Origin of the sequence: Virgibacillus siamensis, from assembly GCF_900162695.1 — a bacterium.
Lineage (GTDB): Bacteria > Bacillota > Bacilli > Bacillales > Amphibacillaceae > Lentibacillus > Lentibacillus siamensis_A.
The window spans coordinates 2,593,742-2,609,950 of record NZ_FUIH01000007.1; the positions used below are offsets into that span (position 1 = coordinate 2,593,742).

General features: G+C 39.6%; 10 protein-coding genes. 1 reads left to right on the forward strand and 9 read right to left on the reverse strand.

Annotated features, from left to right (window positions below; genetic code table 11):
* Window positions 1–41: 41 nt before the first annotated feature.
* The 9 genes from B1K71_RS16385 to xylE form a co-directional block, all read right to left on the reverse strand.
* A complete protein-coding gene (locus tag B1K71_RS16385) occupies window positions 42–1,703 on the reverse strand; it encodes an amidohydrolase (RefSeq protein WP_077328924.1) in 1,662 nt (553 codons plus the stop codon).
* A 33-nt stretch (window positions 1,704–1,736) separates the two neighbouring features.
* Window positions 1,737–3,191 carry a sodium:solute symporter family protein gene (locus B1K71_RS16390; protein WP_077328925.1) on the reverse strand — a complete coding sequence of 485 codons (1,455 nt, stop codon included), beginning with the start codon at window positions 3,189–3,191 and terminating at the stop codon, window positions 1,737–1,739.
* 58 nt (window positions 3,192–3,249) lie between these two features.
* The gene (locus B1K71_RS16395; RefSeq protein ID WP_245799324.1) at window positions 3,250–4,572 is read right to left on the reverse strand and encodes an MFS transporter; all 1,323 of its coding nucleotides are present in this window, start codon (window positions 4,570–4,572) and stop codon (window positions 3,250–3,252) included.
* Between the two features lie 427 nt (window positions 4,573–4,999).
* The gene (xsc, locus tag B1K71_RS16400; protein WP_077328929.1) at window positions 5,000–6,775 is read right to left on the reverse strand and encodes a sulfoacetaldehyde acetyltransferase; all 1,776 of its coding nucleotides are present in this window, start codon (window positions 6,773–6,775) and stop codon (window positions 5,000–5,002) included.
* A 21-nt stretch (window positions 6,776–6,796) separates the two neighbouring features.
* Window positions 6,797–7,981, reverse strand: coding sequence for an iron-containing alcohol dehydrogenase (locus B1K71_RS16405; RefSeq protein ID WP_077328932.1), 1,185 nt, complete (start codon window positions 7,979–7,981; stop codon window positions 6,797–6,799).
* Between the two features lie 195 nt (window positions 7,982–8,176).
* A complete protein-coding gene (locus B1K71_RS16410; RefSeq protein WP_077328934.1) occupies window positions 8,177–8,899 on the reverse strand; it encodes a GntR family transcriptional regulator in 723 nt (240 codons plus the stop codon).
* A 277-nt stretch (window positions 8,900–9,176) separates the two neighbouring features.
* Complete coding sequence (xylB, locus tag B1K71_RS16415) at window positions 9,177–10,676, reverse strand: xylulokinase (protein WP_077328936.1); 1,500 nt, start codon at window positions 10,674–10,676, stop codon at window positions 9,177–9,179.
* A 4-nt stretch (window positions 10,677–10,680) separates the two neighbouring features.
* Entirely contained in the window at window positions 10,681–12,006 is a 1,326-nt protein-coding gene (gene xylA, locus B1K71_RS16420; RefSeq protein ID WP_077328937.1) for a xylose isomerase, read from the reverse strand.
* Window positions 12,007–12,623: 617 nt separating this feature from the next.
* Window positions 12,624–14,054: a D-xylose transporter XylE gene (xylE, locus tag B1K71_RS16425; RefSeq protein WP_077330329.1), complete on the reverse strand. Its 1,431-nt coding sequence runs from the start codon at window positions 14,052–14,054 to the stop codon at window positions 12,624–12,626.
* A gap of 656 nt (window positions 14,055–14,710) precedes the next feature.
* On the opposite strand from xylE, the gene gtfA reads away from it, so the two are divergent.
* Window positions 14,711–16,180, forward strand: a complete 1,470-nt coding sequence (gtfA, locus tag B1K71_RS16430; RefSeq protein WP_077328939.1) for a sucrose phosphorylase — start codon at window positions 14,711–14,713, stop codon at window positions 16,178–16,180.
* The last annotated feature ends 29 nt before the right edge of the window (window positions 16,181–16,209 follow it).

The window sequence follows — 16,209 nt, forward strand, 5'->3', positions numbered from 1 at the left end:
ATTCATCCTCTATTGGTTTTTGCCACAGTCATCCTATCGATTTAACTAGTCACCAACATCTCCTGTCCATAAACAGGCTTACCATCAATAAATGTAGCTTTAACCTTAATATCTTTAATCTCCATCGGGGCAACTGTTGTCGGGTCCGATTCCAAGATGGTAAAATCAGCCTTTTTCATCAACTCGATGCTTCCGGTATTTTCCTCGTCAAAAATAAAATGAGCACCATATATGGTCATCGATTTAAGTGCTGTTTCCACATCAATTCGTTGTTCCGGTCCAAGTATTTCGCCCTCCCTTGTTTTCCTATTTACGGCAGCCCAGACTAAAAACAAAGGTGATATAGGGGTTATTGGACAATCGGAATGAAGTGTGAATAAAATATTATGCTCAATCGCATCTGCCAGTGGGCTAATCCTTTTTGCCCTTTCCGGTCCCAAAAATATTCTTTTATGCCTGTCTCCCCAATAGTAAACATGATTAATGAAAAAAGAACCTGCAATTCCCAATTGTCCCATCCTGGTTAGGTCTTCAGTCGTTGCGGTCTGTACATGTTCAATTCGATGTCTATGGTTCTTTTTAGGTAAGTTGGTTAAGGCATTTGAGTATGCATCCAGTATTGACCCAATTGCCCGATCACCATTGCCGTGCGTGGTAACGCGAAACCCTCTTTTGTGCAAATCCAGTACTTCTTCCTGAAAAGACTGTTCATCATGAATCAAGTCACCATATACATCAGGATTTTGGTGATAGGGTTTGCGTAAAGCTCCGGTTAATCCTTGAATCGACCCATCTTGAAACATTTTGGCACTATCAAGTTTTGCTTTTCCATTTGAACGTTCCCATAATTCATCATTAAGCATTTGCGGGGAATATTCACCAAACCTTTCACCTTTACGTAAATGTTGGTGCATAATCATAAGTTGGGTACGCATGGGGTTTATATTTTTTTCGGATGCCTTCAAATGCACATCCAATTCTTGTAACCCATCCGTTAAACCGACTGCAGCATCTGTGTTAGTCGTAATACCATGGGTTAAATATTCATTTGCAGCCTTGCCAATTGTTTTAACCATGTCCTCAACCGATTTTTTCGGTATCTGTTTTTGAACCATCTCCATAGCAGATGGCTCATAGATGACCCCGTTCAATTTCCCTCTATCGTCCCTTCCAAAGTGCCCTCCTTGGGGATCGGAAACTTGGTCATTTAAACCGGCACTTTGTAAAGCCAACGAGTTAACCGCCGCAACATGTCCGGATATATGTTTAACAATCACAGGGTTCTTTTGGGAAACTTTATCTAGGTCCCAGCGTGTTAAATGACGTTTTTCGTATAATAATGTATCATCATAACCGAAACCAACCACCCATGCACCATCAATGGTCTCCATTGTCTTTAGTCCAATAGCCTCAACTATATCTGCAATCGTTTTGTTCTTGGGGGAGCTGCAATCTACCTGCTCTTTCGTTTGGGAATACATTAAGATATGATTATGTGTATCTATGAAACCGGGTAGTAAAGTATCACCATGAAGATTTACTACTTTCATTTTTTCATTTATGTCAATCTCCCCTTTAGGAGGTTCCGGCTTTGTCCAAATTCCGGTTATCTTCCCGTTAGACACTGCAACTGAACCAGCCCGACTGTTCGCGCCATCCAGAGTTATTACATTAGCATTAATAAATAAAAGATTGGCATTCATACGGCAAGCTCCTTTCAAAAGTACAAGATTTCTTTACGCTTCCTTACTGCTATCTTCATAATCTACAGACGGGTCATTAACTCCTTTATAAAGAGAATAGTATGAAACAACTTCCTCATCCCTGGAGTGTTCCGTAAATAGACTGACAGCCACCAAAATTACAAATGATGCTATAAGTCCCGGAGCAATTTCATGAATTTCAAACGGGTTTCCGATTAAGCTCCATGTAAAGGAAACAATCATACTTCCTATAACACTTGATATAACCCCTTTTTTTGTTGCTCTTTTCCAAAACATGGCCGCGAGAACAGGCATAACCAATGTTACAGCAGTGAACGATAGCGCAATCTTATAGATAGCTATGATATCTGTAATGTATAATGCTATAAGTAATCCTAATATAGCCATTGCTGCAACAGAAAAACGTGCTGCCTTCAACACTTGAATATCTGATGCATCGGGCGTAATCCAACCTTGATAGATGTCTTTTGCAATATTAATTGCACCACTCAACAGAAATGAGGTAGCACCTGTTAATAGTGCTGCTAAAAGGGAAACTAAAAATAAACCGCCAATGGAAGAAGGGAAGACGCTCACCAAAAATTCAATATACACTAAGTCGGGGTCTGTAGTTGTCGGTAATAGTTGAAGAGCCATAATCCCGATTAATATACCCAATAATCCAATTAAACCCGAGATAATGAAACCTATGTTAACCGACCATACACCTACCTTGACTGATTTTGCAGCAGTCACCCGCTGCCACGTCGTTTGCCATACTATATAAAATGGCCCAAATACAAGAAACCAATTAAATAATTCTTTTCCTCCAATACTAAAAAAGTCAAACATATGTTCAGGCGTATTGTTTATTACAACATCAATACCACCTACATGATTTAATCCAAGGATAAACACTAAAATTACACCTGCAAGGATAACGACAGTCTGAATGGCATCCGTCCATGCCACACTAGGCATCCCACCAAGCAAAGTAAATGCGATTGCAACAAGAAAACCTAAAATAACACCCATGTCAACTGGAACATCCATGATCGTTGAAAGGATTGAACTCATCCCGACTAACTGCATTCCAAAGGTTGGGGTCATATAAAGAAAGGCGATAATTAAAGCTGGAATAAGGGCTGATGCTTTTCCAAACCGCCTGACAAATAAATCGGGGATTGTATATAATTTTAGTTTTCGTATCGTTGGACCAATTATAGTTACTGCTAAAACTGTAAATAAAACATAACTTATAACCGTTATAAAATAGGCAATCCCCATATCAAATCCTTTACCGGCACCACCGATAAGTGCTGCAGATCCCGTCACGGTTGCAATGACGGATCCGCATATTGGAAAAAAACCCAAACTGAAATTAGCCATCACGTAATCATCTGCAGTCTCAATTTTTCGTGAATAAATAATACTGACCGTGAAAATAAGTACTAGGAAAGCAATGATCCAAATTAACCACCAGTTCATAATTTCACCTCTAATTTAGTTACAATTTTTTCCCCAATGAACTTGAAACAATAATAACTCATATCGACATAGTTCCGTTCTTACCTTTCACCCCTGTTACCTGGTTCTGCTTGTTGTATATCCAACGGGCCGAAACAGCACTCACGATACCGGCAAATATTACATAAGCAACTAACAAGTATGGTGAACCTCCATTTAAAGCAATCAAGTATGTTGCAATCATAGGTGTAATCCCACTCGAGAAAATGCCGGAAAACTGATAAACGAACGACATTCCCGTATACCTCACTCTTGGTTCAAATAACTCTGCAAATAACGCAGCCTCCGGACCATAAACTGCTGCATAAAAAATGCCGAATGGAATGATAATAGACAACCAGATTAATAAAGTGTTCCCCCCGCTTACGGTCATGATCCAAAAAGCAGGCAATGCCGAAAAGCCTGTAATCAGACTTCCATACCAATAGGTCCGTGTCCTACCTACACGATCTGAAATATAGCCGAATATTGGAATGAAGAAACACATTACAAATGACGCTATCGATACACCAAGAAGGGCTACATCACGGGAAATATCGATGTTATTTACAAGGAATGTTATGGAAAACACACCCATAACATTGAAAAAAACTCCGTCAATATACCTTGCTCCCATACCTGCTAGAACATTTCCGACATTTCCTTTCCACATGTCCTTAAAAGGAACACTTGATTCCGTATTTTGTTTTTTAACCTTTTGGAATTCGGGTGTTTCCGATACTTTCAACCGGATATATAAACCTAAAAACACCAATACAACACTGACGCCGAAAGCAATACGCCAACCCCAAACCATAAACTGACTATTTGTCAATATGGTTGAGATCAAGCCTACAATACCGGACGAAAGCAGCAGCCCTATCGATAAACCAATCTGAGGCAAACTGGCAAAAAATCCCCGCTTGGAAGGATGGGCAAATTCAAAGGTCATCAACACGGCTCCTCCCCATTCTCCGCCAACTGCAAGTCCCTGCAGCATGCGTAAAACAAGAAGAATAATTGGTGCCCATATTCCGATTTGTTCATATGTCGGTAAAAAGGCAATCAATCCGGTGGCAATCCCCATAACGGTCAGGGTCAAAATCAACATACTTTTCCGGCCGATTTTATCACCAAAATGGCCGATAATTATACCACCTAATGGCCGCATCACAAATCCAATGGCGAAAGTCGCAAAGGCAAGTATTGTTGAAATGACAGGATCACCGGACGGGAAATACAAATGATTAAGTACGATACCTGCTAATACGCCGTAAAGAAAAAAATCATACCATTCAATCGTTGCACCAATCATGCTGGAAGCCACAACACGCCTAATCATCTTGCTATCGGGAGTACTCACAAATCGTTCACCTCTCTCCTTTTATTTCGAAAAAGATATGATTCCATAGAAAACAAATATTCAGTAAACAGAAAACGCTTTCAATTTATTAAAAATAGTTGAGGATGGGACATATTAAAAACGCGTAATTCAAAAGACGAACAATTATGAATTTAGCGTAGGAAATATACGCAGACTCCTGCGGGAGGAAAGGCCTAGGTGAGACTCCGAAGTGCGACAAGCGGTACTTCCACCGAATATGCTTCGAGTTGCGAGGAGTGCTGCTTCCCTGAAATCACTTGCAACACGACGAGCACCAAGCACAAGGAGGCTCAACAGCCGCCCGCGGAAAGCGAAGTATATTTCCGGAGCGGTTATACGCTCCATTTTCTAATTAGTTGTTCGGATATTCTTTGGATAAAACACATTTGTCCCAACCTCTATTATTTTATTTACCCCAAACGTCATAATCAAGATGTTTATATTTATCCAGCATACGTGTCGGCATTTTTAATGCATCTTTCCGGAATGGCGGCGCAAGTTGGGTACCGTCCACATAAATATTTAATACAGCAGGTTTCCGCTTCTGCAATGCCTCCTCAATTGCAGGTGCGATGTCCTCCGGTTTATCAATCGTAAAGCCTAATGTGCCCATCGATTGTGCCACTTCAGCAAACTCAGGTCCTTTAATATCAGATCCAACATAACGATCATCATAGTAATCCACCTGGTTTTTCTTTTCGGCTGCCCATGCTTGGTTGTTGAATACACATGCCACTACCGGAATATTTTGCTCCACTGCCGTACTAACCTCATGCAGACTCATTCCCCATGCACCATCCCCGATAATCGCAAAAACTGGGGCATCCGGGTCAGCAAGTTGTGCACCCAATGCCGCAGGATAAGCAAATCCGGTATTCCCAAATGTCAGTGCTGCTATATGACGGCGTGTCTGCGTAAATTTTAAGTATGCATTCGCCGTGGACGAAACATTACCAATATCCGACGAAACGATTGCATTCTCAGGTAATGCTTTGGTCATTTCCAGCAGTGCACGACGTGGATTAATAGGATTTCCGTCTTCCATCGCCAGCTCCACCAGTTCTTTATCCCAATCCTCTTTACGCTGCCTTATCTTCTGCATTTTCGCATCATCTTTTTCAGGTGAAGGAAGCGCCGATTGCAGCCTATGATAAATTTCATCACTAGCAGACTTGGCATCACCGATGATCCCTACTTCTACAGGATGTGTACGCCCAATTTGTCGCGGGTTGATATCGATTTGAATGATTTTGGCATCTTTCGGAAAATAATCAATATCATAGCAAGGTAATGTACCAAATTGCGATAATCTGGTGCCAATGGCGAGCACAACATCGGCTTCCTGTAATGAATACATGGCAGATTTTGCCCCCATATAGCCGATGGGGCCTACCGCAAGTGGATGATCTGCCGGAAACGCATCATTATGCATATAAGCACATGCAGCTGGTGCCGATAAATGCTCCGCTATTTTTACTACGGAATCCACACCGTTTGCATCAACGGAACCCCGACCGGAAATGATAACCGGATTGTTCGCGTCTTTCAGTAATTCAACCGCTTTTTCAATGGAATCAGGGTCACCGCTTCCACGTTTATCCGCACGATATTGTTCAGGCTGCAAGATATAGTCTTCCATTTCACCGTAAAAAAGATCACGCGGGATATCGTACAGTACCGGTCCCCGTTCAGCATAGGCAATCCGAAATGCAGTGCGCAGGCAATCTGCCACCCGGTTTTTGTTTGTTACCCGGACTGTTTCTTTCGTAATATCTTCAAAAACAGATACCTGATTAGCCTCCTGAAAGCCGTCCAGACCAACGGAAGCAGTTCCGGCAGATGGCGAAATAACGACCATCGGGCTATGTGCCTGGTTGGCTGCAGCAACCGATGTGACCATATTGGTTATCCCAGGACCGTTTTGGCCAACGATTACACCTGCTGTACCGGAAACGCGCTCATATGCATCTGCCATATGACCGGCACTCTGTTCGTGACGCACTGGAACGAACCGTATTCCCGCTGTTGGAAACAAGTCCAACATATCCATAAAAGCTGATCCAACAATTCCGTAAACTTCTTTCACATTTTCTGCCACAAGCGTCTCAACAATTGCTTCACTTGGTGTCATCTTCTGCTTCTTCTGTACTGCACGTTTGACATCTTCTTTTGGCTTTACCATAAATAAATTCCTCCTTTAGATTTAATGAACAACTTTTTCTCCAAACTTTTTTATAAGTGATTCATAGATATTCTCAATGTCCTGCTGTTTTGGTATTCTTCTGTTGGTTTGAATCCCATTCCCCGCTAATACATCCTCTATAAGCAAAGGCATGTCTTTCTTCAATGCAGCGGTATCTTTAATATACGTCTCACCCGCCTCCCAAATCTTAAAGTGCTGATTATAATCTTCTATTAAGTCCACTGCAGAAACAGCAGTATATCTTGAGTCAGAATGTTTTTTTGCTCCTAGTGCGACAGCAATATCAGCATACCGATCCACAGCACTTTCCAAGCCGAACCTTATTACAAAAGGCAGCAAAAGAGCGATGCTCAGTCCATGCGGGATATGAAAACGTGCACCCAAAGGCCGTGCAGCAGCATGAACCAGATTTGTCGATGAATTCGAAAATGCGATTCCTGCATAGCAGCTTGCCAAAAGCATATTTTCTCTTTCTTTAATATCTGAACCATCCTTATATACTAATGGAAGTGACTTTCCTATCATTTCTATTGCCGTTAAAGCATATAGATCTGTCATCTTGGATGCTTGATTCGAAACATAGGCTTCGATAGCATGCGTTAATGCATCCATTCCTGTGAATGCAGTAAAATTTTTCGGTAAACTGACCGTTAAATCGGGATCCAAAATAGCAGCATCCGGAATCAAATTGTGGTGACCGGGGTTCATTTTAAAATCAGTTTTTGTATCTGTTACAACCATTATTTTCGTTGCTTCCGATCCAGTTCCAGCAGTTGTTGGGAGCGCTATCAATGGAAGACGCTTTAAACGTGGAAAGCTTGTTATCTCGCTCCATGCTATTTCAGGATTCAGCCCAAACAATGAAACCGCTTTAGAAATATCGATGGCACTTCCACCACCAACTGCAATCACACAATCAGCATTAAAATCTGTCAAAACCTCTAAAGCTTCATGAACATGATCTGTTGTAGGTTCTCCGGCATAGTCGGAGAACACTGCAAAATCAATCTCTTCCTGCCTTAAAGCATCACCCACCTTTTCATTGATATGTAATGGGGGTTTTGTCAAAAATGAATCCATAACTACCAGTACTCGAGATGCACCATTTGATTTTACGGCATCCCCAATATTTTTTAGTGCCCCGCTGCCTATCTTTATTTGATGGGGTAATGATAAAGTTGACATTTCGTACCTCCTCGAAAGAAATTTGAACTCATCACCACTTGTTACTACCAGTTTAATTTAAATACATTATAAACATTCAGATAATTAACTGTCAATCAATTTAAATACTTTTTAATACTTAAATTGATTAGACACAAGCAAACTCCCCACCTGTTACCAGATGAGGAGTTTTATAAAAATTTCTAACCTATTAACTTACCTGCCCCTTTGAATTAATTCAATATTAAATGCATACATGTCCGATCTAAAAACGCTTTGCAAGAGTTCCACTGGCCGATCATTTGGGTCCCTAATCAACCGTTTACTTAATAACACACTTTCTGATGGATCAATACCCAAGTGCTCAGCGTCCTTCCCCGTTAACTTTCCACTCTTAATCATCTGTTGCGCTCTCCAAAGTTTAATTCCCAATGAAAACTGCAGCAAATCATATAAAACAGCTGAATTTAAATCAAACTCCTTCAGTTTATTACCGATTTCGATAGGATAATAGTGCTTCTCTATCGCAATTGGAACATCATCTGCAAATCGCAATCGCTCAATAGTGTAATATTCATCGGTATCAAGCTTACTTTTTATCGTTTCCGAAGACGATAAGATTCCCTGGCGAAGCAGACGGGTACCTGGTTCCATATTCATGCTCTTAATCGTCTCCGTAAAACTTCTGAACGAACCTAGCCAATCTTGTACAGGGATATCCGATGTAAATGTCCCTTTACCATGACTTTTCACTAAAATTCCTTCGTTAACCAAGTCAGCTAAAGCCATACGAATCGTGGTACGACTAACAGAATAAGCTTCCATCAATTCCCTTTCACTCGGAATTTTCCCTTTTAAATTTCCCTTTAACACTTCATTCCGTAGAAGATCCTCTAATTGTTTGTGCAGCGGCTCAGAACTTTCAAAGTCTATCGTCATTAGTTTACTCCTTGAACATTAGAATGTAAGTCGGTAACTTAGCCATAAATACAAAATAATCTTATGTTTTATTATATTGGTACATGTAAGCATATTCAACTATAGTGTAGTTCCCCTGTACCAGGGTAAATGTTGCTCTCTCTAATTAACATGCACTACTTTTCATTCTATATTTTGCATTATATAACCACTTACAAATCACCCCGATTGCAAACTTAACTGTGAAAAAAGCAGACAAGGTTTACTCGTCTGCTTTTTTATTATCTTTTGACACGTATTATTGACGGAATTCCAATAAATCCTCATTCAACTTTCTCGTATATTGATAAACCTGCTGATATACCCCGAATAACTTTGCATACTCCATCACTGTAACTGGATTAGGCGTGTAAGTTTTCTCCACTTTCAAAAACTGATCAGCGCATGCGCCAAGTGTAGCATACCATCCACATCCATATGCCGCCAGCATTGCAGCACCCATTCCCGGACCTTGCTCACTGGATAGTTTTACAATCGTGGCATTGAATATATCTGCCTGCATTTGTAGCCAGACATCGTTCTTTGCGCCACCTCCGATTGATACAATGGTGTCTATTTTTTTGCCGTTATTACGAAAAATATGAAGCGATTCGTTTAGCGAAAAAGTGATTCCCTCCATAATTGCCCGTACAATCTCTTTCCTTGTATGGGAACTATCCAGACCGATAAAACTTGCCCTGATAGATGCATCCGCATGTGGTGTTCTTTCCCCATTTAAATATGGTGTGAACAGCAATCCATTTGATCCAGCCGGTACTGAATCAACCTCTGATACCATCTCTTCAAATGATTCGCCAGCTGCAAATAATTCTTTGAACCAGCTCAGACTAAACCCGGCTGAAAGGGTAACACCCATTGTATAATAAGCATCTGGCGCACCATGATTGAAATAATGCACTTTACCCTCGAAATCTTTATCGTTACTATCCTCATAAGATAGAATGACTCCTGAAGTACCGATACTGCATAATGTTTTTCCATCGGCAAGAATCCCGGATCCAATTGCTCCACAGGCATTATCAGCACCTCCGGCAAACACCTTTGTTGATTGGGACAAACCGGTTTGTTCGGCAACTGCTTTGCATATATTACCGACCTCAGCATGTGAATCAACCAGCGGCGGACAGATGGCAGGATCAATATCTAGTATATTACAAAGCTTTTCACTCCAATTGTTGCTTTCAATATCCAGCAATAATGTTCCGGCAGCATCGGAATAATCCATATGCAACTGCCCACTCAGTCTGTAACGCAAGTAATCCTTCGGCAATAAAAATTTACCTGCACTTCCAAATAAATCAGGTTCATTCTGCTTCACCCATAACAACTTAGGTAGTGTAAATCCTTCCAATGCTGGATTTTTAGTTATTTGGAGGAGGCGGGATTCACCGACTTCATCATAAATGTACCGGCATTGCGGCGTTGTACGGGTATCATTCCATAGGATTGCATTCCTGAGTACCTTATTATTTTCATCAAGCAGAACCAGTCCATGCATTTGTCCTGCAAAGCTAATACCTTCAATCGCAGTTGGGGACCCCTCAAACCTTTTCAATAGTTCTGCAAGTCCTGCAACCGTCTGTTTTACCCACTGCTCCGGCTCTTGCTCACTGTAACCGGATTTTTTCTGGATAAGTGGATAATCCTTCGTTACTTCATCCTCTAAAACGCCATGTTGATTTACAAGTAACAGTTTAACCGAACTGGTTCCTAAATCTACACCAATAACATATCTCATCATACTACTCTCCAGCGTAAGCTTTAAGCAGATACTGATTTAGTATTGCTTTAATATTTTCAAGACGACCTGACTTATTTGTTATCTCGGTCAGACCTAGCGCATGTTCTTCGAGCTTATGAAAATCAGTTTTACCTTGTACAATATCAAGCCCTATTCCCTCAGTGTAACTGCTGTAGCGATCTTCCAGGACATTTTTCAGGACATTGTCATCAATCAATTTTTGTGCGACTTTTAAACCGATAGCAAAACTATCCATTCCTGCAATATGTGCGTGGAATAAATCTTCCGGTTTAAAAGATCCACGTCGTACCTTTGCATCAAAGTTTAATCCGCCTCGTCCCAATCCGCCATTTTTAATAATTTCATACATTGCTAAAGTTGCAGAATAAAGATCTGTTGGGAATTCATCCGTATCCCACCCCAGAAGCGGATGTCCCTGATTTGCATCGACTGATCCAAGCATATTGTGTATCCGTGCATAATGCAACTCATGTTCAAACGAATGTCCGGCAAGTGTTGCATGGTTTGCCTCGATGTTAAATTTAAAATGGTCCTGCAAGTCATAATTCTGCAAGAACGCATATCCGCTTGCCACGTCAAAATCATATTGGTGTGTTGTTGGTTCTTTCGGTTTAGGTTCAATCAGGAATTGTCCATCAAAGCCAATTTCCTTTGCATAATCAACTGCCATATGGAAGAAACGGCCAAGATTATCAAGCTCAAGTTTCATATCAGTATTCAAGAGTGTTTCATATCCTTCCCGGCCACCCCAAAATACATAGTTTTCAGCTCCGAGTTCTTTCCCAATTTCAAGCCCTTTTTTAATCTTAGCAGCAGCATATGCAAAAACATCTGCATTACTGGAGGATGCTGCCCCATGAATGAATCGTGGATGTGTAAAATTGTTGGCAGTATTCCATAAAAGCTTCGTCTCGCTGTCTTTCATGTAATCCTTCATTAGCCCAACAATCGTATCCAGATTTTTGTTCGTTTCCCTTAAGTTACTTCCCTCCGGAGCAATATCTACATCGTGAAAGCAAAAATAAGGAACATTTAGTTTCTCGAAAAATTCAAAGGCAGCTTCAAGACGGGCTTTTGCCAGGTCCATACCTTTCAAACGATTCCAGGAACGTTCCATCGTTCCGGCACCAAAAGGATCTGATCCGTCTCCGGTAAAAGTATGCCAATATGCAACTGCAAATCGGAGATGTTCCTCAGCTGTTTTGTCACCAATTTTCTCTTCCGGATTGTAAAATTTGAATGCAAACGGATTTGTTGATTGCAAACCCTCGTATTTGATGCTGCCAATTTCTTGAAAATACGCCATTCCCGTAACCTCCTGTTAATGTATATCTATCTTAAAAAATCTTCGCTTTTATATGCATGCAGGTTTACAAAGTGTAACTGCTTACATAAAAATTATAACAAGGTCATTATAGTTTGTCTAGCGGATGAACAAAGTTTATAATAGAAATGATATACTTATAATAGCAGTAGCCGAATCTGCTTTTTTTCACTGATATGGTTGGTTATAATAAACTAAAGAGGAACTGGTTATATAGAGATATTACTACATATCTTCTACTCGGCGGAAAAAGGAGATTTTTGTAAATATGGGAGTTAATAAAACGTGGAATCAATTTGTTGTGAAAAAAGAAAATAAATCACTTGTACTGCAAACAATCAAAACTCGTTCTTCACTTTCCCGTGCAGACACAGCTTACACACTCGACTGCACTTGGCGTAGCAGCTCTGGCAGTAGGAAAGTTTTTAAATGTTGAGGTTGAAAAGAAATTCACTGAAACTCAAGAATAAATAGATTTACGACATACACCTTGGAGGTTCAGTCCCTCCTATCTCAACCAAAATTCCCCCATTTTAAGATGGGGGATTTTGGTTTATTTATACTTCATTCATAACATTTAACAGAACTGGTTTTGTCTGTTATTGGTAATTCGATTTTACTGACTCCGTTTTATCGTTGTTCACCCATATACTTTCCAATTGTTCTAATGATTTTCCTTTCGTTTCAGGTACCATCTTCCAAACAAAAATTGCGGAAAGAACACTCATTAATCCATAAAATCCATATGTTAATCCACCACTAATATCAATCATTGGAGGATATGTCGATGAAATCAGGAAATTTGCTGCCCATTGTGCAGCAACAGCAATAGCCATGGCTTGTCCTCTAACTTTATTTGGAAATATCTCAGAGAGTAATACCCAACATATCGGCCCCCAGGACATCATAAAGGAAGCTGTATAGAATATAATAAAGACTAATGTCCAAATCCCGAAAATTTCATTATGAGCGAGAAGCGCAACTCCAAACATACCGATAGCCATTCCAATGGACCCCATCATCAAAAGTGGTTTTCTTCCCCATTTATCTACCGTTTGAATGGCTATAATGGTAAATAACACATTGACAATACCCATAATTACTGTCTGCAGCATCGATGAATTTTGACCTGTTCCCATACTTTCAAATATTCGTGGAGCATAATACAATGCTACATTTATACCAACAAATTGTTGGAAAACCGAAAGAAGAATACCTACAATTATCACCGTTTTTCCATATGAAAACAGTTTACCCGCTGATGGTTTAACTGTATTTAATGAATTTTCAATTTCAGATAAAATCTCTTTAGCTTTTTCCTTCGATCCATTTATTTTTGATAAAATACTGTATGCTTGATCTTCTTTGTTTTTTGATGCTAAATATCTAGGGGTTTCAGGTACATAGAATAATAAGATAAAGAACAATAATGCCGGTATAGCCTCTGAAGCAAACATGTATCTCCAGCCAATGTCATTAATCCATTCCGAAGACTGCCCGTTTGCAATACCCCAGTTGACAAAATAGACGGTCAATTGCCCGAATATAACAGCGAATTGATACCATGAAACCAGTCTGCCGCGAATATTCTGTGGTGCAATCTCTCCAATATAAGTTGGAGAAACAGCCGATGCCAAACCTACACCAATACCGCCAATTATTCTGTAAATATTAAAGACAATCAATAAACCAACAGTTGGTTCTCCAATTTCGAAAAATAAAAACTCGGGATATGCGGAACCTAATGCAGAAATAAAGAAAAGAACTGCGGCTAACCGTAAAGTAATTCTTCTCCCAAGATTATTCGAAATGAAGCCCGATATTATGCCGCCAATAACACAACCGATTAAGGCACTGGAAACCGTTAATCCATGTATAATAGAACCTAATCCCAAACTTTCAATCAAGTACACTTGCACAGATTGTTCAGCACCGGATATAACTGCTGTATCATAACCGAATAACAATCCCCCCAAGGTTGCAATCAAAGCAATAGAAATCACATATAAATTACTATTTGCATTTTTCATTACAGTTTGTAAGAACGAAAACAATCAACATTGCCGCGCTCTTACGCTCCCCTCCCCCATTGATAATTTTAAAGGATTTAAAATTAGTATTCTTGTAAACGCATCCAAAAGTAATTGACCTTTTTTGAAAAATCTGAAACAGTTCATACAAATTGAAATCCCTTACACGTTGACATACACAAAAGGCTTCACCTTTAAACTCCCTCACCTGCAGAAAAGATTTTCTGGATCAAATTACTTCAGAACACAAAACTTAGTATAACATTTAAACTAAGTTTAATACCTAATTGAAAATGTTGTCAACTCCTTTATGGGATTCGTAAGTTTAATCAATAATGCATTCAGGTTATTGTTCTTTTTTAAACAAACTCTTAATAAAACTCGTTAACTTTGTTTGACAGTTAAACAAACATTCAGGTGTATCTGATCCGACAATATCAATCATTGGAGGATCAATTATGGAAAATACTATCTATTTATTACGATTTAATTAAAACTGGGAAATTGGAGAATGAGAGCAATTATTTGCACTTTTTCTAAAACATTAATAGCATTAAAGTAAATATTCCGGACAACAACACCTGGCAACACAAAATGGCCCCCCGGCTTATACATGCCGGGATGCCAATTATTTTACGTGCAAGGGAGGAACTGAAATGACAGTAGAAAATCAGGTGCAGCTTATTACTTATCCTGACTCATTGGGAGGAGACTTAAAATCCCTGAATAGGGCATTATCATCTTTTTTTCCGGATATGTTTAAAGGGGGAATTCATATCTTACCACCATTTCCCTCATCGGGGGATCGGGGTTTTGCCCCTATAAATTATCTTGAAATAGAGCCTGCGTTCGGCACATGGAGCGACATAAAAGCTATTGGGGAAAAGCATAGTGTACTAGTTGATTTAATGGTTAACCATATTTCAATGCAATCGAAATACTTTCAGGATTTTTTAAAGCATGGACATAAATCCGAATATGCGGAGTTGTTTTTAACGCTTGATAAGTTCTGGAATAATGGAGAACCAGTAAAAAAGGATTTAGAAAAAATTTTCCTCAGACGTCCAAAACCCTATTCAACATTTACAATAGAGGATACTGGTGAAAAGAAACGGGTATGGACTACTTTCGGAAAGGAGGATCCTTCTGAACAAATCGATTTAAATGTCCATTCTGCAAAAACAAAACAGCTTTTAACAGCGTTCTTTAAAAACTTCAGCAATAACAATATAAAAATCGTTCGATTGGATGCTGTTGGATACATCATTAAAAAACCTGGTACAAGCTGCTTTTTCGTTGAGCCGGAAATCTATCAATTCCTCGATTGGATAAAAGAAATGGCAGATTCCATGAATATAGAATTACTTCCGGAAGTCCATACACACTACAAAACACAGTATAAATTAGCCAAACATGGCTATTACATCTATGACTTTATTTTGCCTTACACTATTTTGGAGACGCTATTTAGCCAGTCTAATAAAAGTCTTTATAAATACCTGAAGGACCGCCCTGAAAAACAATTTACAATGCTGGATTGTCATGATGGAATACCTGTCCTGCCTGATTTGGAGGATTTGATCAATACAACTGAAGCCATAAAGGTTTTGGATGTTTGCGAAGAAAGAGGTGCCAACATAAGTCGTATTCTGACCGATGAACATAAAGCAGAAGATGGATTTGATGTCCACCAGATTAACGGTACCTATTACTCCATGTTAGGCAACGATGATGATGCTTATTTGGCTGCAAGAGCCATTCAATTCTTTGTCCCCGGCATACCTCAAGTATACTATGTTGGTTTACTAGCCGGGGAAAATGACTACGAATCTGTTCATAAGTCCGGGGAGAAACGGGAGATTAATCGTCATAATTATACCTTTGAAGAAATCCGGACTTCTATGGAAACTGAAGTAGTTCAAAGACTTTTCGAACTCATTCGATTTAGAAATGAGCATCCTGCTTTTAATGGAGATTTTAAGGTGCTTGAATCAGAGGAAAACGAAATTCAACTAAATTGGACAAAGGATGAACAGTATTGCACACTATTTATTGATTTAAAGGAAAAGAAAACGGTTATCGATTATCTAGACAAAGATGGTGAAGATAATCGGTATACCGTTTAATATCCAAAAGCAAGGAAATGGACAATAGA